Source organism: Paraburkholderia sp. GV068 (assembly GCF_003058125.1).
GTDB lineage: Bacteria > Pseudomonadota > Gammaproteobacteria > Burkholderiales > Burkholderiaceae > Paraburkholderia > Paraburkholderia graminis.
The window spans coordinates 134,475-155,450 of sequence record NZ_QBUB01000012.1; the positions used below are offsets into that span (position 1 = coordinate 134,475).

Below are 20,976 nucleotides of genomic sequence, written 5' to 3' on the forward strand. Positions count from 1 at the left end.
AACCGGAGACCGCCCGCATGACCTTGCCGCCGCACGCGCCTTACATTCGCGCGCTCGAAGCCTACATCGACGCAAAAGACAATACGCGCCCGCAGCGCATGGCCGACGCATTCGCGTCCGATGCAGAGCTCACCATTTCACTCGCCACGTCGACGATCGCGTTTCCCGCGCGCACGCTCGGGCGCGACGCGATCACGAAAACGCTCGTCACCGATTTCGGCGCGACTTACACGCAATGCCGCACGTATTACGTGTGCGACTCGCTGACGGTGCGCGACGGCGCGATCGACCCGCTGCCCTGGCTCGTGCTGATGCGCGAACCGGCGGCCGGCGCATTGCGCGTGGGGCACGGCGTGTATCGATGGACTTTCGACGACACGCCCGCCGTGAGCCGCTTTCATATCCACATCGCGCGCATGGACGTCGTGCCCGATGCCGATGGCGCGTTACTCGAAGCGTTGCAGGAAGGCTTGAGTTATCCGTGGCTCGCGCCCGCCGAGTTGCACGCGCGTTTTGCGGGGCATGCGCGCAGTGCGCCGAGGCTCGCATTCGTCGAGGCGTTCAGCCGTCCCGCCGCGGACGCCGAGGCTTGAGCGTTTGGTTTTGAACAGCTTCACGGCATGAAAAAATCCCTGCCCGCGTAGGCGCACGCGGTGCAGGGATTTTCGTGGCGCGGCAAAAGCCGCGAAGCTGTTCGGTGCGTTACTTCACGCTGCTCACCATGTAATCGACGGCGGCCTTCACGTCCGCATCCGACGCACTCGATCCACCTTTCGGCGGCATCGCGCCCTTGCCGTGCAGCGCGTAGTTGTAGACGGTGTCCATCGGCTCCTTCAGGCGCGGCGCCCACGCTTCCTTGTCGCCGAACTTCGGTGCGTTGAGCACGCCGGCCGCGTGACATGCCTGGCAAACCTGCTGATACAAGGCCTTGCCCGCTTGCGATGCATCAGCGCTTTGCGTCGCGCCCGCTGCGGGCGCCGCGGCGGTTTGCGGAACGCTTGCCATCGCGGCCATCGCGGCGGCAGCCTGAGCCGCGCCTGCATCGGACGCGCCGCCTGCCGCCGCACCGGAAGCCGCGGCCGCAGCCGTCGCAGCGGGCGCCGCCGCGGCACCTGATGCCGGTTGCGCCGGTTCAGGGAAGCTCGCGCCTGAGTTGTTCGCCATGTACGCAACCGCGCGGGCGATTTCGAAGTCGCTGTAATCGTCGGGACTCGTGCCGCCGCGCGGGGGCATTCCGCCTTTGCCGGCGAGAGCCGTATGCAGCAGCGTGTCGAAGCCCTGCGAGATGCGCGGCGCCCAGTCGGCCGTGTTGGTGAATTTCGGCGCGCCCGCCGCACCCGACGCGTGACACGCCGAGCAGACCGCCTTGTAGACTTCCTCGCCCGTCTTGTAGACGCGCGGCGCGTTGGCGTCGCGAACGTCGACCTGGGCGAGTGGTTTGATGCGGGCGGTGACTTCGGCTTCGGAGAGACTGTCGGTGCCCGCGCCGGTGCGCGTCGAATTGTCGACGTAGTAAGCCAGCAGAACGATGATGATGATCGGCACAGCAAACCCGGCGATGACCGCGGCGATGAGCTGTCCTGGGGTTTTAATCGGGGCTCCGTGTGGTGCTTCGCTCATGCTTGTCTCGTCTCCGTGGGTATGTGAGCGGTACAGCGCGACGGCAACTTCTTGTTCTTGATCAGCCACGGACGATTATAGACGGAAGCTTTCGACGGCGGCGAGAGGCGCGGCGCGCTGTTCAGCAGGCGTTTACCCGCATCGTGCGAACTGGAGCGGACGCGTTGGGGTGGCGCGTGAATCTGCCGGGGATGGCGCGAGAAACGGCCGCGGAGGCCGTCCGGTGGACGGTATGGCCGAAACCGGGTATCCTTTCGGTCTCGCTTTGGCGCCGCAGCCGTTCTTCTGGTTGCCGCGCTGTCAAGTCGAAGCGCCCGTAGCTCAATGGATAGAGTACTGCCCTCCGAAGGCAGGGGTTGCTGGTTCGATCCCAGCCGGGCGCACCAACCCTCACGAGGGTTACGACGATCTACCTGTTTACTCCCTCTCCGAATTCCAGGCTAAATCGCAGCTAACTGCGGTATCGCTGACGCCATCATCGGCTATAGCTACATGCGCCATGTCGGCCAGGTGCGTCGGCAGCCCGGCCAGCAGAAGCCCACCCGCGGCTGTGGCCAGCCAGCATATTCAACGCACATTGTCCTTTCGCCCCTCCAAACTTGACCACACTAGTCGGCGGCTTTAGGCGTCCTTTCGGCCGACCCGTTTGTGTCCTCCCGCCGCGGGCCGCTCGCAAGCAGGATGCCGATCAGGAAGATGAACAGATTGCCTTCTGTGAAGTTGAGCAGCAACGAGTTCGCGAAACAGCCAATGACGAAGGCGAACAGGTAACCGTAGACGACCGTGCGCGCAAGTGTGTCCAGACGCAAGCTTTCCCGCGCGATCGCGATCAGGAGCCAGGCGAACAGGGCCACTCCCACCATTCCGAGCTGTACGCCCATCAGGAAAAACTCGTTGTGCGGGTTGCTGGCCATCGCGGCACGCCCACCAGAGCTGTTCTTCGCGAGCCGTTCGAATTCGGTTCGAACGCTACCGACGCCGTATCCGGCAATCGGCCGATGCAGAATCAGCTCCAGGCTGCGCTGATAAAACTCGAGCCGCACGCCCATCGACGTGTTCTTGTTGTAGACCTCGAACTGTGTGATTTCCTGTTGGGTTTCGGCAAGGCGTGAGTTCTTTGCCGTGAAGGAATAGACCACCAGACACATGCACAGCATGACGCTCGCGGCGGTCGTTATCCAGCGCGTCCGTTTGCCCTGATGCTTGAACTTCATTAGTTGAACGACGACATAAACTGCCATGTAGGCGATCGCTACGACCTGCCCGGTGCGTCCCTGTAGCACGAACAGCACGTTGACGAGCGCGAGCAGGGCGACGAGGCGCAGGAGCCACTGTCCGATGCCTTTGGGCGAAGCTGTCGCGAGAGCCATCGACAGATAGGCCAGAAACGCCATCATCAGGCCCGCCGATATGTGGTCCTTGAAGACCCAGGGCTTCGTAATCGGATCGTTACCGTGCAGCGGTCCGATTGCCGTCCAGCCGAAAAAGTTCGTGTAGGTGAGCAGCATGGTCAGCGTTAGCGCCGAGAACAACGCCCATATGGCCACGCGGCACCACTTTAATCGGTCGCTGCCGTAGAAAACCAGGAACAGCATAGGCAGCAGCAACAGTTTTCGGTACTTCAGGAGAAAGTTGAAAGCCTCGTCATTGCTCGCCGACGTATAGGCCATGCTAAGAGCGAGCGCAACGAAGAGGATCAGCGCGACGATGCTCGTGGGCGATGTGCGGATTTTCCCGCATGCCCTCCACACTTCGGGAGACAGCAGCGCAAACAGCAGTACCAGGCCGGAACCGAGATTGACTCCGGCCGTGGAAATGGGTACGGCGCACAGAGTAACAAGTGCAAACGTCCTCGCGAGGAACAACTGGTACGACTCAGTTTTGGGCCGGAGGCTCTTTTCTGACAGCATCGCTTTCATATTCATTCGTTTCTCATCCCGTGCCGAAATGGCAATCGCTGGACGGCACTTGCACGCTACCTGCTGGTTGTGCGCCGTGTCCATGCGATACCCCTCGCTTTACTCAAAGGTGCGGAGCCTGGACCGCTCCCTATGACCCTGCAAGTGATGATCCGTATTTACAGTGCATTCCGGGGTCTGACTAGTCCTGGCCCGGCGCCTGACGATAAAACGCAGCACGAAGCTCCAGGGCCTCTTTCGAGTACATCGATTCGACGGTTTGTCGGGCCCGCTGTCCCACGGACGTACGCAGTGCCGGATCGGCTAGCAGCGCGCCCACAATCTGCCGCGCCTGTTCGGTCGTGTCGAAGAGAAAGCCGTTCTCGCCGTGCCGGATCGAATCGGCGTAGCCGCCGTTCCGATGGCATACCACCGGAAGGCCGCAGGCCATTGCCTCGAGCACGACCCGGCCGAATGTTTCGACGTGAGACCCTGTCCGGTAATAGAAGACGTCGAGAGAGCGCAGAAAATCCGCGGCTGGCGTAGCTCCCTCGGGAAGAAGCTCGATACCTGTGTTCTCCCCGAGCGCGTTGCGCAGACAAGTAGCACCCTGCAGCCTTACACCGACCCCTTGAGCAGACCATTCACGATACAGCACCAGGTCTTCGTCGTTATGCTTGTCGTTGGTGTCGCGGCTCAGACGCCCTATCACCGGCCGATTGCGTGCCACACCACCTACCGTCGCGAACAGGTCGATGTCAATCGGCGATGGATGCACCACGCCATCCACGCCTACCAGCTTTTTCTGGAATTCGGAGATGAACACGTACTCCGTCTTCGGCCAGCGCAGCAAGGGCGGATGCTTCGATGTCAGCGTCAGTATCTTCGGATGGAACGTGTTGAACACGTAGATCAGACGTTGTGGCACTGCGGCGAGATACGGCCATACCGTGTTGCGCCAGTGTGCTCCGACGAAGACATAGGTGCCTCCGTTCGGGCGGTGCCTCGGTGCAATGCCGAGAGGGGTGATTCCGAACTTTTCCCTCAGTTCGGGCGAACTGCGCGACGATGTCGACCACAGTCTCACTTCGCTTTGCTTGCCAAGCAGGTGAGCGAGGTTGAGCGTCTCCTGTTCGCTGCCGCCGTGCGGATTCTGGAATCCGTTGAATATGTGAATAACCTGTTTTGGCATATTAGATAAGAGCGGCTGGAGCCCGTTTGACCGATCGCATCAGGTCGGGCCGACAGCGACCATTGCGAATGGACCTATTACGACTGGCTTAGTCGGTAGACCATCTCCGTCCTGTCGACAAACAGCTCTTGAGAAAACTCGTCGACTGCCTTTGCTCGCGCCATCTTTCCCATGTCCGCCAGGCGATCGCCCCGCTCGAGAATTCCTTTCAGCGCCCGAGTTAACGAATCGGGGTCGTGCGGCGGGACGACCCAGCCGTCGACGCCATCACGAACGTTCTCCGGCAGACCGCTGTAGCTCGACACTATCACAGGCTTGCCCATCGCCATCATCTCGCGGCAGGCAAACGACACAGTCTCCACCGCATATGACGTGACGAAGCCGATATCGAACGCCCGGATATAGGGCTTCACGTCTTCCACGAAACCCGCGACTTCGAGCTGGCTGCGCATACCCACCGAATCAATAACCTGCCACTGCTCTGCGCTCGGCTCCGTTCCGACAACCACGACTGCAATCTTTTCACGTAGCGATGGCGGCAACGCGCTCACTGCGGCGATCACGTCCATGGTGCCCTTGTACCAGTCGAAGCCTGTCACGGTCCCGAGCACAAGTTTGTCGGCTTTCGATTCGCCGAGCAGCGACTTACGCGCCGCGGCGATCTCGGCCGCGTCCGACGGCTTGAAGTCGTCGGTGTCCACACCATTCTTGATGGTGATAAGCGAGCAGTGTCGATATACCGAATCGCGCACAAGGCTCGCAGTCGAATCGGATACGGCAATGACATCATCTGTCGCGCGGGCTCTGATCTTCGTGACGAAGTCACTCTTGATGGCGATGGAGTTGTGTTTGGTCAATACAATGCGTGGCTTGCGGCCCCTGAAGCACATCAGGCTGAATACCACCAGGCGATGGTCTGGGGAGCCGTTGACGTGCACAACATCAAAGCGTTCTTTCTCCAGCAGCGAGCGCAATGCGCGCCACGCTGAAATCATGCGGCCGGCGTCTTTCAGCTTGGCTGGGAATTCAAGCGGCAGTGTCGTCACGTGTTCGAGCTTGCTGGCCTTTTCGAATAGCCTGCTACTCGAGGGCGCAGCCACAAATATCTGATGCCGCCTGGAAAGCCCCTTGGCAATCGCCAGGATGTACGTATCGTGACCTCCGCCGCGCCCATAGTGAAAATTGGTCAGCAATATCTTCAAGGCAAAGGCTCCAGCGAAGCAATGGCGTCCAGGACTTCCGTTACCGAGGGTGGGCGCCCGTCGTCACCAACGGACACCGATACGCCAGGCACGTCGACGCCAAAATAACGCCGTGCTGTTGCAGTGAAGATCATGACCGTGGGCTTGCCGAGTGCGCTTGCGAGATGCACGAAGCCGGTATCTGTCCCGACGATGAGCGTGGCGGCATCGACGTACTGCGCGACCTGCAAGATAGACATCCGCGGCAGTATACGGGAGCCCCTCACGTCCTTCGCAATTGCGATGGCCTCCTGTTCCTCGCGGGCTGAACCCCACGGCAGAAGGGGGGTAATGCCGCGCTCGACAAGCGAGCGGCCAATGGCAACCCAGTGAGCCGTCGGCCACTTCTTTACATCGCTCGAAGTGGCATGGAACAGCATCGCGTACCGCTGTTCTTCTGGCTTGACGGAAGGATCGGCAGACCTGGGAATTGACAGGTCGAAGCGCGGTGCCCCGCTCACCTCGTAGCCGAATGCGTCGGCGACAGTGCGGCGCAAGCCGTCCCACGCATTGAGATCTTCACGTGGCGCGAAGCGGCCAGTGTAAGCAAAGGCGGCGCCGCTCTCGCCGAGGTCTGCCGAACGATAGCCTAGACGCCGGCGCGAGCGCGCAAGGAAAGAAATTATCGCGCTTTTGTAGACGCCCTGAAGATCGAGAACGATGTCGTATTTTTCGCGTCGCAGTTCAGATATCGATGTAAAAATCGCCTTGAGCTCGGCCCCGGAGCGGTTTCTCTTGAAGCCCCGCAATGGCGCGCACAGCACGCGGTCGATGCCCGCATTCCAGCGTGGAACATCGGCGAAGGACGCATCGGCGGCCCAGTCAATCTTGACGCCAGGAAAGGCGCGATGCAGGTCGGCCACCACGGGCTGACCATGTACCAGGTCACCTAAGGAGGTGACTTTCACTATTAGAATGCGTTTCATTCCATTACCATTCAACAAGCGGACTTCACTTCAGCATCCGTGAGACCTATACCTCGATGCTGTGCAGTGACCTGAAGGAAATCAACGGCAGGATATCCAGCTTAGATTATCCCGGACTTGGTCCGAGGGTTCCCACACGCCGGGAGCAATCAAAACGACTTTGGTTCAGATCGGCGGCAGGGCGGTTCGTAGCAGCGGTATTTTCGACATAGCAATAGAGCAACTATCTATTTGCAAGCTATCGGAAGGCTGCCTGGGGCGCCCGGGTTCCGGGTTGTTGCACGCGAGTCGCGTAGGATCATACAGGACCCAGCGGGTACGGGACCTTGGCGTACTCAGTCTCCGGTCGTGCGTGGAGAGACGTTTCGTAGACCTGAGGCGGAGCAGATCCGGCCGTCGTGCTCGAAAACGTGGTCCCGCAGTACCATCGACAAACCGCCAAAACAACTGCAACTCGCCCAACGCGCTGCCCCACCCACACGCCTCGTAGCCCCCGCCTCACCTCTTCGCTGAAATTTCAGATCGTTCTCATCCATTCGCTGAATCGCCGCGCGCTGCCTATGCAATTCCCATCGATATGGGAATAGTTGCGCGTCGGCCTACGCCGACCCTTTCGCATTCCAGTGCGACAGGCATTGCGAGATCACTCGCCGGACTAAGAGCTTTATTTGCAATTCATGCACAAAATAACCAGATCAATTCTCGCGGCATCGGTGGTTCTTCTTTCGCAGATTCCTTGCGCACAAGCGGCGCCGCAAGCGGGCGCAAGCCAGTTCGCCGGTCCTTATGTTGGTTTCAAGCTAGGCGTCAATAATTCGGATGCATCGGGCGCATTCAACAAGGCGTCGCATAACACGGTGTTTCCGGGCTTCACCGCCGGATACAACTTCGACGTGCAGCGGTTCGTGGTAGGAGCCGAGGCTTTCGCGGATTTGCACCACGGCTCCACCACCTTCAAGGACGCCGGAATCGACGCCAAATTCGGCATGCCGTTTAACCAGTTCATGCCGTACATTCGCGCCGGCTTTACGGGCGACGACCCCGATACGCGGTTCCATTGGGGCCTCGGCGTGGACTACAAGTTCGCGGAGCATGTCAGCGCGGTCGCCGAATGGACCACGGACTCGAGCCATCACGACGGCACGAAGAGAACAAACAATAGCTTCACGGTAGGCGTCCAGTATCACTTCAATTAATGACTCGATGAGCTTGCGCGCGGCAAGAAAACAGACCGCTGCGCAAGCTGCATGGACACCACACTTGGCACGCAGTAAAAGCTCGGCTCACGGCGAACACAGTCAACAAGCTTCTTTGCGAAGGCTTGTTGCCTCCGCCCACTCCCGCTAAAATCCCCGGGTCACTGGGGAGTAGCCTTCCTTCACGCATCGCGGCATCGCCTGAAGGAGAGCGCGTCAACATACTTGGCCTGCGGGTCATGGCGCGTTCGACCGGGTCGGTTTGGCGAGACCATTGGCGCACTGCTTCGTTCTGGTCGGACGGGTCGCGGTGCGTCATGGTTCGTCTTACGTCCGACCTCGGAGCCGCTGTGAAATCCCGCGCTGTTCAATCTCCTCGTCTTCTGCTCAACTTGCTGTCGCGCGATCTGCCGCGCCGCACGTTTTCGGTCCATCACGTCGATCACGTCAATCCCTTCGATGCACGGAGCCGCGCATGACCGGTCTTCTCATCGAACTGGCCATCATGCTGGTCGTCATCCTCGTGGCGGCCGAGCTTTTCACCAACGCGCTCGAACATCTCGGCGAGCGGCTTAAGATATCCGAAGGCGTGACCGGCTCGTTGTTCGCTGCAGTCGGCACCGCGTTGCCCGAGACGCTCGTGCCGCTGATAGCGATTGTCGGCGGGACGAGCGATCGTGCCGTCAACGAGGAGATCGGCGTGGGCGCGATTCTCGGCGCACCGTTGATGCTGTCCACGCTGTCCACCTTTCTGATGACGCTCGCCGTGCTGCGCTCGCGCGGCGTCGGCGGACGCGTCGCGCCGGAGCGTTCGGGCTTCACTCGCGATCTCAACTATTTCCTCTTTGCCTTCCTGCTGGCCGCCGCGGCCATGTATGTGCCGCATGAGCAGCGCATCGTGCGCGCGTTGTTCAGCGTCGCGCTCGTCGGCGTGTATGTCGCCTATGTCGTGGCGACTTTCCGCGCGTCGAACGATCTCGTCGATGCAGGCCACGGCACGGAAGCGCCCGGCAAGATGATGCTCGCGCGCCTCGGCGTGCCGACCAACCTCGCGACGATCGCCGTCCAACTGCTGATCGCGGTCGCGCTGCTCGTGTGGGGCGCCGAGGGTTTCATCCACGGCGTGCGGGGCGTGTCCGTGGTGGTCGGCGTATCGCCGCTGCTGCTGTCGCTGCTGATCATTCCGATCGCCACGGAGTTGCCGGAGAAGGTCAACAGCATCCTGTGGATTCGCCGCGGCAAGGACACACTCGCGTTCGGCAACATCACGGGCGCGATGGTGTTTCAGGGCACCTTGTTGCCCGCTATCGGCATTCTGCTGACGCCGTGGACGCCGCGCATCGAGGTGGTGACGGGCATCGTCATCACACTGGTCGCGGCGGGCTGGCTGCGGCTCAACGCCCGCGAGCGCGGCGCGCCCGTGTGGGCGCTGCTGGTCTGCGGCGCGCTGTACGCCGCTTATCTGGCGATCACGCTAAGCCGTTAGGCGTTCGAGCCACGTCGCCGGCGAATCACAAGCCGCGGCGATGCTCCCGCCCAATACATCGATCTAACGGCTTTTCTCTCGCCAACTCCCGGAATCGCGCGATGCGGGACGACGGCATAATTTCACAAACCATTGCGACATGGGTCTCGACAAGCGCCGCCGACGAAATCACCGTTGCGCGGCGCATTCTTCGCGCATGTTGTCGATGCATCAAGCGGCAGGGAACCAGTCGAGCAAGTCCGCGGAGGCGGGTATGAGCCACATTGTCATCGTCGGATCGGGCGGCCATGCAAAAGTCGTCATCGATATTGTCGAGCAGGAAGGAAAGCACAGCATTGCCGGGTTAATCGACGCATACCGCAACGTTGGTGAACGGACGCTCGACTATCCAGTGCTAGGCGGCGAAGCCGATCTTCCCCGTCTCGTGGCTGAACACGATCTGCAAGGCACCATCATTGCAATCGGCGACAACGTCGTCCGCTCGAAAGTGGCGGCGAAGGTCGGAGCGCTTTGCCCCCAACTGCAGTTCATGAATGCCATTCATCCGCGGGCCACGATTGGTCGCGGCACAACGGTCGGGGCGGGCAGTGTAGTGATGGCTGGAGCGGTCGTTAATCCCGACTGCCGCGTAGGCCAGTTCTGTATTCTGAACACGAACTCGTCGCTGGATCACGACTCTGTGATGGACGAGTTTTCGAGCCTGGCGCCCGGAGCGATAACGGGTGGCAACTGCCGGATCGGTGCGTATTCCGCCATTAGCATCGGCGCAGTGCTTCGCCACGGCATCAACGTCGGGGAGCACAGCATCGTTGGCGCGGGAGCTACCGTTCTGAGGGACGTCGAGCCCTATTCGGTCGTCTACGGCAGTCCCGCCAGGAAGGTGCGCGACAGGGTTGCCGGGGCCCGCTATCTGTGAATGCAGGCCGCACCACGTTCACCCTGTCTACAACTTGCCCGGCAGTTCCATGCGGCAATAAAGTCATCGTGCACTAAACCGCAACACGCACTGGATTTATATGAACGTTGTTACGTCGGATGACAGCATCGGCGTCGTGCCGACTCATCCTCTATCGAAGCATTTCATTGTGATCGGCTACCGGGACGGGGCTTTCTCGACCATCCCTAACAAGTTCTTCAGGAACTGGCTGGATGAAGAGGCCTCCGACGGAGTGTTTCATATCGGCCGATGCAGTGTTCTCGGCGTGGGTTCGGTCGCCAGATACGACGGCCATGCGCAGAAGCTGGTGATTGGAAAGAACGTCGCAGGCGGTATGGGGCTCAAGTTCATTCTGAACGCCCAGCATGAAACGAAGACCATATCGACGACCATGTTCAGCATCTACGGCAACGGTCTCACCAATGCAATGATGCCGCAATACGCTGACACCGTTATTCATAACGATGTGTGGATCGGCGACGAGGCTGTATTCCTGGGCGGCAGCGTCATCGAAAGTGGATGCGTTATCGGTGCGCGCTCGCTGATACCGCCGAACTTCCGCAGCGAACCGTATGGTATCTATGCGGGCTCGCCGGCGCGGCTGGTGCGTTTCCGCTTCTCGGAAAAAGTACGGGAGCGCTTGCTGGAGCTGGCATGGTGGGACATGTCGCTGCAGTGGATCAAAGACAATAACGATGCGTTCGTTGTCGATCTCACGGCGGACGAGGGTCGTGCGCTCGAAGTACTCGGTGAGCTTCAGCGGGCGAAAGCCGCCGAACTGGCGACTGTGCGTGAGCAGTCTCAGCAGACCTTGTAATTACTAGCGGGCTTCTTTCCTGACACAAACAAAGAGCACTCGACGCATGTCACGCGTCGAGTGCTTTTTTGTATCTGAAGTTCGCAAGAGAGCGTGCTGCTTTTAATACGTCTTGATGATATCGACGATCCGTTCCACGTTCGCAGTGGAAAGACCGGGGTAAATCGGCAGACACAGCACTTTCCTCGCCGCATCGGCTGCGACCGGAAGGTTGGCAGGGTTGGCGCTGACGAGACCGCGATACATGGGGAAATCCGAGATCAGCGGATAAAAATAGCGGCGCACGATGATCTTGTGCTGACGCAATCTCTCGAACAGCGCGTCGCGACTGCACGGAAAATCGTCTTCGACGAGAATCGGGAAGTAAGCGCGATTCGCAATGGGGCTGTCGCAGGCCGGCAGGCAACGGATGCCTGGCACATCGGAAAGCAGTGCGCAGTACTGGGAAGCGATATCGCGTCGACTGGCTAATGCTTCATCGATATTCTTCAATTGCAAAAGGCCGAACGCGGCATTGACTTCGCTCATCTTGCCGTTAATGCCGGGCGCGACCACCGTCGTCTCATCGACGAAACCGAAGTTCTTCAGGTGGTTGACCCGCTGTTTGGTCTTTGCATCCGGGCAAATGATCGCGCCGCCTTCGAATGTGTTGAAGATCTTCGTCGCGTGAAAACTTAGAACGGAGAGATCGCCGTGGCGAAGAACGCTGCCGCCGCCCGTGCGCACACCAAATGCGTGAGCCGCGTCGTAGATGACCTTGAGGTTGTAGTTGTCGGCGATCTTCTGAATGGCTTCGGTGTCGCAAGGATAACCATAGCAATGCACCGGCAGGATCGCCGTAGTCTGCGGCGTGATGGCGGCCTCGATCTTTCGCGGGTCCATGTTCAGCGTGTGCGGATCGACGTCGACGAAAACGGGCTTGATGCCGTTCCAGAGCAGCGAATGCGCAGTTGCCACGAAAGAATAGGGCGTCGTGATCACCTCGCCCGTAATGCGCAGCGCCTGCAATGCAGTAACGAGACCCAGCGTGCCGTTCGAAAACAGCGCAAGGTGGTCGACGCCGAGATACTCCTCGAGCGCCGCCTCGAGCCGTTGGTGAAACGGGCCGCCGTTAGTCAGCACCTTGCTGTCCCAGATCTCGCGAAGATACGGAATGAACTCGTCAAGCGGCGACAGATAAGGTTGCGTGACAAAGATGGTTTCTTCTGTCAGCGCCGAAACAGCTTCAGCAGGCAGGCTTGCGTTCATGATTGGGTTCTTCGCTAGTAGGTGCAGCGCGCGGCTCGTTAGATCACCGCGTCCGTCGAAAGCGCAGCAGGCGACGGGGACCAGTCAGCCGGCAAGGTCGCTTCGAAGGCGGTAGGCGTTTGGTCCGCGCACCAACGCTTCCACATGGTGCGCAGCGCAATCGACAGACCCGCCGCGACCTTCTCCGGCTGGAATGGAACGGAGTTCAGGCAGCGCTCGCGCATGCCGATTCGAAGTTCGTTGAGCGCGTCCAGATCGCGAGTCAACTCGAGACTCTTGCGGACAAATTCTTCCTTGTCGCGCACGATGAACTGTTCGAGCCCAACGTGCTCGAGCCAGCAGGCGCCTCCGCGGCTCGGCATCGATATGCCGGGCATCGTGATCGTTGGGACACCCATCCATAGCGCGTTGAGCGTCGTGGTCGAGCCCGTGTAGGGGAACGTATCGAGGCAGAGGTCAACCTGGTGGTGCTGCTGCATGTAAAGAGGCAGCGACCCGCGCGGGCAAAACGTCAGCCGGTCGGCGGTGATGCCTTCGGCGGCGAACCATTCCAGATATGTCGGCTCGTCCAGCTTGCTCGAGATCGCGCCAATCACCATTCGCGAGGACGGTTCGGCGCGCAGAATGACGCTCCAGAGTGCGATAACTTCCTGACTCAGCTTGTTCAGCCGGTTGAAGCTGCCGTACGTGACATAGCCTTTATGAAGTGCGGGCAACGCATTCACGGGCGGGCAGTTTGGCGGCGGCATGAACGGAGCGATCGCGGGCAGCAGCGCCAGTTTTTCGACGAACTGATCCTCGAATTGCGCGGGAGGCGTGATGAACCGATCCGACAGGTAGTAATCGAATGCGGTCATTCCGGTGGTGGCTGGATAGCCGATCCACGACGCCTGAATAGGCGCCGGCTTGTGCGCGAGTGCAATGATTCGCGAATGCGCCGTATGCCCCGAAAGATCAATGACAATATCGATTCCGTCATCGGCAATCTTCCTGCTCAGCGCCGCATCGCCAAGATCGGCCACCGCGTGCCACGAGTCGGCGTGTGCGCGAAGCTTCTCGGTAAGGTGGTCATTCACCCCAAAGGTGTAATAGAAGTGAAGCGATAGCTCGGGGTCATGGGTCAAATGCTGCACGACGGGCAGAAGATAGTAAGCCGCCGCATGATTGCAAAAGTCGCCGGAAACGAAAGCGATGCGCAGCTTGCGCTCGGGATCACGTCGATTGGTGTAACGGCGGCTCGCAACGATGGCGGGAACGTCGTGCATTTCCCCGAATACCCTGTGTTCCTTAAGGAACGCGGCCTTGCTGATCGTATTGCTGTGCGTCAGGCAGAACAGCAAATTCGTGCGTGCGTTGCTATTGGCAGGCTCGATTTCAAGCGCGGTGCGCAGCGCGGCTTCGGCTTCCGCGATAGCGCCGATGCCGAGATACACGTTGCCCAGCGAACTGTGTACAGAAGCCGAGCGCGGTGCAAGCTGTGCGGCTCGCATGCATGACGCAATCGCCTCGGCGCGCCGTCCAAGCGCGACCAGCGTGACGCCGAGAATCCGATGTGCCTCTGCGTGATCCGGCGCAATGGCGATAAGTTGCCGTGCGTGCCGTTCGGCTTCGTCCAGCGCGCCGGTGTGGCGCGATGTATCGGCGAGCAGTAAGCGGCAAATCATGTCAGTGGGATCCAGCTCCACGCCTTTGCGCGACGCTTCGAGTACTTCGCGGAATTGATTGTTCTTGTGAAGGGAAATGGAGAGCGCACGCCAACACTGGATGTCTTTCGGGTAGCGAGCGGTCAGCTTGCGAGCGAGCTTGATGGCTTCCGGGAAATTGCCCTTGTGCACCAGCGCGTTGTGCTTTTGAATCTCCGCGGCCGATGCTGCACGATGCTGAGCCGCGCTCAACGGTACGCGCGCGATTTTTGCCGGCTCCTCGGCCGCTTCGCCGATGACCAGATTGACGTCTTGCACAGCGTCCGGATGCGCATTGACTTTGATTTCCATCCGCTTTTCCGGCTGCGCCAACTGATGAATCAGGCTATTCATCGCGGGGCCTTGAACGCCCTGCTGTTGTGCCAGCTCCACCGCGGTCCATGCGGCTGCTAACTGATTGCTTTCGAACAGCGCATTGATATAGGCGACCCAATACTGTCCGTTGGACGGTCTCACGCCTAGCGCGACTTCGAAGTGCGGAACGGCTTCGGCGGCGCGGTTCGTCTGGACCTTGATCACGCCGAGGTTGTAGTTCGCGTCCGGATGCTCCGGCATGGCCTCGAGAATGGCTTCGAACAGCGCGCGCGCGTCGTCGATCTCACCCTTGTGATATTGCTCGATGGCGCTCTGCATGACGAGAGCGATGTCCTGAGCGCGCTGCTGTTCAGGAGTGAGAGGCTGGGACGTCGGGAACTGGAATTGGATGGACATGATGCTCGCACGAGGAAGCTGTACGTTGGATTATCAAGTCCGAATTCGCGCCGTGAAGGGTGGAAGTGACGGCAAAATGGCCACCAATTCACCTGATTACGACGCACAAAAAGAAACGCCCGCGCAAGGCGGGCGAGGGTGCAGCGAGCGCAGCTTTACTCCGGTGCGCAGTTGTTGTTGGTTATACGGTTAAGGCGTCTTTGCGCCGCTTATCGGCTTACAGCAACGCCGTTTTCTGATACTTGTCGACGGCGCTTGCGCGGCGCATCGCGGCCGTGAATTCGGCCTGCAATTCCACTTGCGTGGTTTGCGCATTGGCGTAAAGGGCCGCGTCGCGCGCGACGATCGAACGGATCACGTCGAGCGAGCCTTGCACCTGCTGCGCGTCAAGCGACATGATCAGCGGCGAGCGGATTTCGGCGAGCCGCGCGGCTTCGGGCCAGTCGGCCAGCGCGGCCGCTTGCTCGATCTCGCCGGTCAGCGCCAGCACTTTCCCGATCAGGGCAGAGGACTCCATGTGCGTTCTCCGTGACGTTACTTGTTGGTCGCGAGTGCGCCGGCGCTATTCGTGCCGCCGAACAATTGCGTCAGGTACTGCGAGTTGTTGTTCATCGTCGCCATCAACGTGTTGAGCGCCGTGAACTGCGCCGAGTATTGGCTCGTCAGCTGCGCAATGTAGTCGTTCAGGCTCGTCTGTTGTGTCTGGATGCTCTTCAGGTCGGAGTTCAGCGCGGTGGTCCGCACGTCGATCATGCCGCCTGTCTTCGTGAAATTGGTGATGCTGGTGCTTAACTGCGCGCCGATGCCGTTGGTCGAATTGAACAGCGAGGCCACCGTCGACGAGTTGTTCTGCAATGCGTTGGTGAGCGCCGCGCTATCCACCTGCAGCGTGCCGTCGGCTTGCAGCGAGATACCGATCGAGCCGAGGCTCTGCGACGTACTGCCGTTCTTCACGCCGCTCGCGACAATCGACGACAGCGCGTTCTTGATCGTGTTGAGCGTGGAGTCGCCGAGCAACGGACCCTGCGTCGTCGCGCCCTGCGTGTATTGCGCGAGCGTGCCCATGGTCGTCACGACCGTGTTGTAGAGCGACACGAAGTTGTTGATCGCGCTGGCCTGCGAGGTGGTGTCCGCGGCAACCGTCAGTGTCTGCGTGGTCGCGGGGGTCGTCACCGCGGCCGACGTCAGGTTCAGCGTCACGCCTGCGATCGCGCTCGTGACCGAGTTGGTCGAGCTCGACGCGGCAATGCCGTTGATCTTGAACTCGGCGTCTTGTGCAGCCGTGCTTTGTGTCCACGCGCTCGCGTTGTTGGCCGACGTGATGGTCGACTGGCCGCCCGTCGTACTGGCCGTCGACGTCACGCCGAGGCTCGACAGGCCGTTGTCGCCGCTCAGGTTGCTGACCGCCACGCTGATCGTATTGGACGCGCCGGTCGTGCTCGACGCGAGCACGAGGTGGGCGCCGTCAGTGCCGTTTACGACAGTCGCCGTAATGCCCGGGTTGCCGGTCGCGCTGTTGATTGCGGCGGCGATGCCGGCAACGGTGTTGTTGCTGCTCGTGATCGACACGTCAAACGACTTGCTGCCGAGCGAGAGCGACAGCGTGCCCGTACCGAGCGCCTGGCTAGCCGTGAAAGCCGACGACGACAGCGCCTGCGACGCCGCGACCTGCGAGACCGCGACGCTGTAGCTGCCGGCGACCGCGCCCGTGGTGGCAGTCGCGGTGATGCCGGTGCCGCCGCTCAAGGTCGCGGTAAAAGTATTCTGGAGTCCGCCGTTGGACAGCGAAGTGAGGCCCGTTTCCAGCGCGCCAAGCGCGGCCGAAAGCGTGCCGAATGCGGAAATCTGGGTGTTGTCCGAGCTTTGTTGCGCCGTCAACGCGGCAACCTGGCCGGCAGTCTTCGAATTTACGAGAGCCGTGACGAGAGTCGACACGTCCAGCGACGAATTGCCCGTCGCGCCCGTGATGACCGACTGCATGGCCTGCTGCAGGGCTGCATTGTCGGCTGCGACAGTCGCTGATGCCGCGCTCGCCGCCGATGAACTCGTAATCGTTGACATGAAAATGCTCCGTGCGTCCGTGTTGATGCGTGATGGGCGTAACAGAAATGCTGGATGGAAGGCGAGCCTTCCATCGAAACGCTAAAAACCGGACAACGCGCGGTGAAGCGCGAGGTCCGGTCAAACTTCAGAAGCTATTACTGGAGCAGCTTCAGAACTTGCTGCGGCTGCGAGTTGGCTTGCGCCAGAACCGAGATACCAGCTTGTTGCAGCACTTGAGCCTTCGAGAGGTTAGCAGTTTCCTGCGCGAAGTTCGCGTCGGTGATCTGCGATTGTGCCGACGACAGGTCGGTTGCTTCAGCTTGCTGCGACGTTGCAATCGCGCTGAAACGGTTCTGTGCTGCACCGAGACTTGCTTGCAGGTTGCTGACTGCGGTCAAGGCGTTGTCGATTGCGACCATTGCCACATTCGCGCCGCTGACCGTGCTGATGTCCAGCTTCGACACCGACGTGTTCGACGCGTTGACTGCGCCGATCTGTGCCGTTGCGGCGAGAACCGACTTGTCCAGCGCTGCGTTCGTCTGGTCGTATGCAGCCGTGTTCATCGTCAGCGTCGTGACCGGAGCGCCCAACGTCGCGTTCGTCTGTGCGCCTGCCGAGAAAATCGTGCTAGCGGCTGCCGAGCTGATCGCCGAACCGTTCTGGTCGGTGAAGCTGAAGCCACCGTGACCGTCCGACAGCACGTTGATCGACGTGATGATGTTCGCGCTCGGCGTCGACGTTGCTGCTGCGCCCGTCGCTGCGTCGATGTTCAGGTTGCTGATCGTGCCAGCCAGTTGGCCGGTTGCCAGCGAACCGCTGCCGAGGCTAGCGGCCGACATGCTCTTCGACAGGTCGAGGTTGATCGTCTGACCGACGTTCGCGCCAACCTGGAAGCCGACGATACCAGCCGAGCCGTCCAGAATGTTCGTGCCGTTGTACGTCGTTTGCGACGCGATACGGTTCACTTCCTGGATTTGCTGCGCAACTTCCTTCTGCAGCGCTGCCTGGTCCGACGACGACATCGTGCCGGTCGAAGCCTGCACAGCCAGCGTACGGATACGTTGCAGGCTGGAAGTCAGCGAGGACAGCGCGCTCGACGCCGTCTGAATCAGCGACACGCCGTCGTTCGCGTTCGACACGCCCTGGCCCAGACCGTTGATCTGGGTTTGCATACGGGTCGAAATTGCCAGACCTGCTGCATCGTCAGCCGCGCTGTTGATGCGCTTGCCCGACGACAGGCGGGTGATGGCTTGCGACAGGGCGCTTTGCGAGCCGCTGAGGTTTTGCTGTGCAACCAGCGAGTTGATATTGCTATTGATTCCGAGCATGGAAAATCTCCTAAATAAGCCTGAGCCCAATACGCCATATTGGCATCGGCGGAAGCTTCGTTCATTGCTGGCCGCCTCAGTGAAGGTTGACGGCCCTCCTAAAAAAAACTTGAGGAACTTTCTGTAATCGCACACCGATTGGCTCGCCTGATCGGGCGCGCGGGCCGCGCCGGACAAGCGTTTGAGGCCGATCCGCCAGGCGCGCTGCGGGATTTGAAAAGGCGGCGTATCCTCTTTTTCTCTTGCGATAAAGCCGGGAGAAATCATGCAAAAGCGCCGCATTGGACACTCTGAATTGCAAGTCGCGCCGCTTATGTTCGGCGGCAATGTATTCGGCTGGACCGCCGACGAAGCGACTTCGTTTTCGATTCTCGACGCGTTCGTCGACGCCGGGCTGGACTTCATCGACACGGCCGACGTGTATTCCGCGTGGGTGCCCGGCAACCACGGCGGCGAGTCGGAGGCGATCATCGGCAAGTGGTTTCAGCGTAGCGGCAAGCGCGACAGGATCGTGCTCGCGACCAAAGTGTCGAAGCATCCGCAGCGCAAGGGGCTCTCGGCCGCGAACATTCAGGCAGCCGTCGAAGATTCGCTGCGGCGCTTGCAGACCGATTACATCGACATCTATTTTTCCCACGACGACGACACCGCGACGCCGCTTGCCGAGACGCTCGGCGCGTATCAGCGGCTGATCGAGGCGGGCAAGGTGCGGGTGATCGGCGCGTCGAACTACAGCGGCGCGCGTGTCGAAGAAGCGCTGGCGCTTTCCCGTCAGTATGGGCTGCCGGAATATCAGGTGTTGCAGCCGGAGTACAACCTGTACGATCGCGCCGGATATGAGACCGATCTGGAGCCGGTGGCGCTCGCCTATCAGCTCGGCGTGGTCGTGTACTGGAGTCTCGCGAGCGGATTTTTCTCCGGGAAATATCGCTCGAAGGAAGATCTTGCCGACAAGGCGCGAGGAAGCCGCGTCGAGAAGTATCTGAACGAGCGCGGTCTGAGAATCCTCGGGGCGCTCGACCGGGTCGCGGCGCGGCACGCCAGTACGCCGGCCAGCGTCGCGCTGGCGTGGCTGATCGCCCGGCCGAGCGTGACCGCGCCGATTGCGAGCGCGACGTCGCTGCAGCAGCTGGAGAGCCTCGTCGCCGCTGTTCATCTGACGCTGACGGGCAGCGACATCCGGGAACTGGACGACGCGAGCGCGTGAACTGCCGCGGCGGCCTGGCGTAATCCCTAAACCCCTGGTACGATGGACAGTTTCCTGATATCATCGGGAGTGAATTGAGATCTTTGCCTGTTTCGTCATCGTCTTTTCGTTGATGGAAGGTTTGGCGAAACGGCAGCAGGCGCGGCTTTGCAATACGTCTGTCCGCGTTCCGCGGTGAGCTCCACACCTCTCTTTTCCGGCCTCCGTGGCCGCTTTGCCTCTCGTTTCATTCGTGGTTTGGCCGGGTTCTTCCCGCGTTTGCCTGTTACTGGCCATGAATCGAAACGACCGGAGGGCCGGCGCGTGAGCGGTTTCCCCGCCACGCAATTAACCCCTATCAAGTGATTGAGTTAGGAATTACATGACGACGATTCTTCTGAAAGAAAACGAGCCGTTCGAAGTGGCGATTCGCCGCTTTCGTCGCGCAATCGAAAAGAACGGCCTGATCGCAGAACTGCGTGAGCGCCAATCGTACGAAAAGCCGACCACGGCACGTAAGCGCAAGAAGGCTGCTGCTGTGAAGCGCCTGCACAAGCGCCTGCGCAGCCAGATGCTGCCGAAGAAGCTGCACTAAGCACGCTTTTTCAGCACGGTCAGAACGGCGGTGTGAGCTTCGAAAGAAGCCACATCGCCGTTTTGCTTTATGGGCGCCCGGTTGCCTCGCGAGTTGGCGCGGGCGGCGGCGCGCGCCTTGTAGCGTTAAGCCGCGTTCTTCAGCATGTGCGCCGACAGACCGAACTGGCGTGCAATCGAATTCAGGCGGTCATCCCATTCCCACGTGCCGAACACATCGTGCACGTTTTGCAGGCAGCTGAGCAGATCGATCGTCTCCTGATCGTACACATTGATGCGCGACCGCAGCAGCGCCTTGCGCAGCGCGGCGATGCCGGCGTCCATGTAAGCGGGCGCCGCGACGGGCGTTTTGCCGATATAGCGCACGGGCACGCCTTCCATGGCCGTCATGTAATCGCGCAGTTTGATGAAGTTGCCGACCGGGCAGCCGCCGCAATAGCCGCGGTAAGCGCCGCCTCCGCGCGGCAGGAGCGCCGCGCGCTTTTGCCCGAAGAGATGGCTGACGGCCTGGTCGAAAATGTCCTGATGGGTGAGGAAGGTAAGAGTTTTCATGATGGTTTCGCTATGCGACGCGGTCGTTACTCGTTATTGAGCGGCTGATTCCAGTATCCCGCTTGCGTTCGCTGGCGAAACCCCGACTAGCATCGCGAAACGTCCTCAATTCGGGGATTCGCGCGCGAGCCCGAGGCGGGCTTTGCGCCGGCGTTGCGGCGGCGAACGCAGCGGTCACTGCTGCTTGTGACCCGCTCATAACCGTAATAACGGCCGGCATCGGCGATAAGCACAGCAGGGCTTTACCGGATAGCTGATGCGGACGGGCGTGTGATGATCTCGCAAGGGGACTGTTGCG

The 20,976-nt window shown here is 60.6% G+C and carries 18 protein-coding genes, 1 tRNA gene and 1 riboswitch; of the genes, 8 read left to right on the plus strand and 11 right to left on the minus strand.

The window, feature by feature from the left end:
* Positions 1–17 precede the first annotated feature (17 nt).
* Entirely contained in the window at positions 18–593 is a 576-nt protein-coding gene (locus C8K18_RS23185; protein ID WP_006050867.1) for a hypothetical protein, read from the plus strand.
* Positions 594–702: 109 nt separating this feature from the next.
* On the opposite strand, the gene C8K18_RS23190 is transcribed toward C8K18_RS23185, so the two are convergent.
* A complete protein-coding gene (locus tag C8K18_RS23190; RefSeq protein ID WP_006050868.1) occupies positions 703–1,620 on the minus strand; it encodes a cytochrome c5 family protein in 918 nt (305 codons plus the stop codon).
* A 310-nt stretch (positions 1,621–1,930) separates the two neighbouring features.
* Here C8K18_RS23190 and C8K18_RS23195 point away from each other — a divergent pair.
* A tRNA-Arg gene (locus tag C8K18_RS23195) sits at positions 1,931–2,006 on the plus strand.
* A gap of 222 nt (positions 2,007–2,228) precedes the next feature.
* On the opposite strand, the gene C8K18_RS23200 is transcribed toward C8K18_RS23195, so the two are convergent.
* The 4 genes from C8K18_RS23200 to waaC all read right to left on the minus strand — a co-directional run bounded on the left by C8K18_RS23200 (position 2,229) and on the right by waaC (position 6,877).
* Positions 2,229–3,623, minus strand: coding sequence for an O-antigen ligase (locus C8K18_RS23200; RefSeq protein ID WP_107710003.1), 1,395 nt, complete (start codon positions 3,621–3,623; stop codon positions 2,229–2,231).
* A 97-nt stretch (positions 3,624–3,720) separates the two neighbouring features.
* Complete coding sequence (locus C8K18_RS23205) at positions 3,721–4,710, minus strand: glycosyltransferase family 4 protein (protein WP_107710001.1); 990 nt, start codon at positions 4,708–4,710, stop codon at positions 3,721–3,723.
* 77 nt (positions 4,711–4,787) lie between these two features.
* Positions 4,788–5,912, minus strand: coding sequence for a glycosyltransferase family 4 protein (locus C8K18_RS23210; RefSeq protein WP_107709999.1), 1,125 nt, complete (start codon positions 5,910–5,912; stop codon positions 4,788–4,790).
* Complete coding sequence (gene waaC, locus C8K18_RS23215; protein WP_107709997.1) at positions 5,909–6,877, minus strand: lipopolysaccharide heptosyltransferase I; 969 nt, start codon at positions 6,875–6,877, stop codon at positions 5,909–5,911. Before waaC ends, C8K18_RS23210 begins: the two co-directional genes overlap by 4 nt.
* A gap of 713 nt (positions 6,878–7,590) precedes the next feature.
* Here waaC and C8K18_RS23220 point away from each other — a divergent pair.
* The 4 genes from C8K18_RS23220 to C8K18_RS23235 all read left to right on the plus strand — a co-directional run bounded on the left by C8K18_RS23220 (position 7,591) and on the right by C8K18_RS23235 (position 11,313).
* The gene (locus C8K18_RS23220; RefSeq protein WP_258196185.1) at positions 7,591–8,073 is read left to right on the plus strand and encodes an outer membrane protein; all 483 of its coding nucleotides are present in this window, start codon (positions 7,591–7,593) and stop codon (positions 8,071–8,073) included.
* Between the two features lie 154 nt (positions 8,074–8,227).
* Positions 8,228–8,412: riboswitch (yybP-ykoY riboswitch) on the plus strand.
* 136 nt (positions 8,413–8,548) lie between these two features.
* Entirely contained in the window at positions 8,549–9,559 is a 1,011-nt protein-coding gene (locus C8K18_RS23225; protein ID WP_107709995.1) for a sodium:calcium antiporter, read from the plus strand.
* Positions 9,560–9,812: 253 nt separating this feature from the next.
* The gene (locus C8K18_RS23230; protein WP_107710095.1) at positions 9,813–10,475 is read left to right on the plus strand and encodes an acetyltransferase; all 663 of its coding nucleotides are present in this window, start codon (positions 9,813–9,815) and stop codon (positions 10,473–10,475) included.
* Between the two features lie 100 nt (positions 10,476–10,575).
* Positions 10,576–11,313 (plus strand): acetyltransferase, encoded by a 738-nt coding sequence (locus C8K18_RS23235; RefSeq protein ID WP_107709993.1) that lies wholly within the window; start codon positions 10,576–10,578, stop codon positions 11,311–11,313.
* Positions 11,314–11,415: 102 nt separating this feature from the next.
* Here the strand turns inward: C8K18_RS23235 and C8K18_RS23240 are convergent, their stop codons facing one another.
* The 5 genes from C8K18_RS23240 to C8K18_RS23260 all read right to left on the minus strand — a co-directional run bounded on the left by C8K18_RS23240 (position 11,416) and on the right by C8K18_RS23260 (position 18,346).
* Entirely contained in the window at positions 11,416–12,561 is a 1,146-nt protein-coding gene (locus C8K18_RS23240; RefSeq protein ID WP_107709991.1) for a DegT/DnrJ/EryC1/StrS aminotransferase family protein, read from the minus strand.
* A gap of 38 nt (positions 12,562–12,599) precedes the next feature.
* Complete coding sequence (locus tag C8K18_RS23245) at positions 12,600–14,975, minus strand: tetratricopeptide repeat protein (RefSeq protein WP_107709989.1); 2,376 nt, start codon at positions 14,973–14,975, stop codon at positions 12,600–12,602.
* 217 nt (positions 14,976–15,192) lie between these two features.
* Positions 15,193–15,492: a flagellar protein FliT gene (locus tag C8K18_RS23250; RefSeq protein WP_006050879.1), complete on the minus strand. Its 300-nt coding sequence runs from the start codon at positions 15,490–15,492 to the stop codon at positions 15,193–15,195.
* 17 nt (positions 15,493–15,509) lie between these two features.
* Positions 15,510–17,036: a flagellar filament capping protein FliD gene (gene fliD, locus C8K18_RS23255; protein WP_107709987.1), complete on the minus strand. Its 1,527-nt coding sequence runs from the start codon at positions 17,034–17,036 to the stop codon at positions 15,510–15,512.
* A gap of 137 nt (positions 17,037–17,173) precedes the next feature.
* Positions 17,174–18,346, minus strand: a complete 1,173-nt coding sequence (locus C8K18_RS23260; protein WP_006050881.1) for a flagellin — start codon at positions 18,344–18,346, stop codon at positions 17,174–17,176.
* A 265-nt stretch (positions 18,347–18,611) separates the two neighbouring features.
* Here C8K18_RS23260 and C8K18_RS23265 point away from each other — a divergent pair, with 265 nt between their 5' ends.
* Together C8K18_RS23265 and rpsU are read left to right on the plus strand one after the other, a co-directional pair.
* Positions 18,612–19,553: an aldo/keto reductase gene (locus C8K18_RS23265; protein WP_029970967.1), complete on the plus strand. Its 942-nt coding sequence runs from the start codon at positions 18,612–18,614 to the stop codon at positions 19,551–19,553.
* Positions 19,554–19,914: 361 nt separating this feature from the next.
* The gene (rpsU, locus tag C8K18_RS23270) at positions 19,915–20,127 is read left to right on the plus strand and encodes a 30S ribosomal protein S21 (protein ID WP_006050883.1); all 213 of its coding nucleotides are present in this window, start codon (positions 19,915–19,917) and stop codon (positions 20,125–20,127) included.
* Between the two features lie 125 nt (positions 20,128–20,252).
* On the opposite strand, the gene C8K18_RS23275 is transcribed toward rpsU, so the two are convergent.
* A complete protein-coding gene (locus C8K18_RS23275; RefSeq protein WP_006050884.1) occupies positions 20,253–20,678 on the minus strand; it encodes a hypothetical protein in 426 nt (141 codons plus the stop codon).
* Positions 20,679–20,976 lie beyond the last annotated feature (298 nt).